Source organism: Streptococcus oralis (assembly GCF_003944215.1).
In the GTDB taxonomy this organism is placed as follows: domain Bacteria; phylum Bacillota; class Bacilli; order Lactobacillales; family Streptococcaceae; genus Streptococcus; species Streptococcus oralis_BI.
In genome coordinates, this window is the sequence record NZ_RJVZ01000038.1 from 1 (window position 1) to 1,006 (window position 1,006).

A 1,006-nucleotide genomic window follows, 5' to 3' on the forward strand; every position below is an offset into this window, starting at 1 on the left:
CTGAGATAGAAGCTGAGTTCTGGTTGTTAGATGCTGAAGCTGAGGCACTTTGGCTGGCGCTTACTGATGTTGAAGCACTTTGACTTGCACTTACAGATGCGCTTGCTGATTGGCTAGCTGATACAGACGCTGAGTCGCTTGCACTTACAGATGCTGATGCTGATTGGCTAGCTGATACAGATGCTGATTGGCTTGAACTTACAGACGCTGATGCTGATTGACTAGCTGATACAGATGCTGATTGGCTTGCACTGATGCTTGCACTTACTGATGCTGAAGCGCTTTGGCTTGCTGATACTGACGCAGAATGGCTCGCGCTTGCTGAGATAGAAGCTGAGTTCTGGTTGTTAGATGCTGAAGCTGAGGCACTTTGGCTTGCGCTTACTGATGTTGAAGCACTTTGACTTGCACTTACAGATGCTGAAGCTGATTGACTAGCTGATACAGATGCTGATTGGCTTGCACTGATGCTTGCACTTACTGATGCTGAAGCGCTTTGGCTCGCACTAATTGACGCAGACTGGCTCGCGCTTGCTGAGATAGAAGCTGAGTTCTGGTTGTTAGATGCTGAAGCTGATTGGCTGGCGCTTACTGATGTTGAAGCACTTTGACTTGCACTTACAGATGCTGAAGCTGATTGGCTAGCTGATACAGACGCTGAGTCGCTTGCACTTACAGATGCTGAAGCTGATTGACTAGCTGATACAGATGCTGATTGGCTTGCACTGATGCTTGAACTTACTGATGCTGAAGCGCTTTGGCTCGCACTAATTGACGCAGAATGGCTCGCGCTTGCTGAGATAGAAGCTGAGTTCTGGTTGTTAGATGCTGAAGCTGAGGCACTTTGGCTGGCGCTTACTGATGTTGAAGCACTTTGACTTGCACTTACAGATGCGCTTGCTGATTGGCTAGCTGATACAGACGCTGAGTCGCTTGCACTTACAGATGCTGATGCTGATTGGCTAGCTGATACAGATGCTGATTGGCTTGAACTTACAGACGCTGA

The 1,006-nt window shown here is 48.2% G+C and carries 1 protein-coding gene; it reads right to left on the reverse strand.

Features of this window, described 5'->3' with window-relative positions; genetic code table 11:
• Positions 1–1,006: hypothetical protein (locus D8804_RS09975; RefSeq protein WP_185774061.1), on the reverse strand; the 1,006-nt coding region annotated here is incomplete at both ends.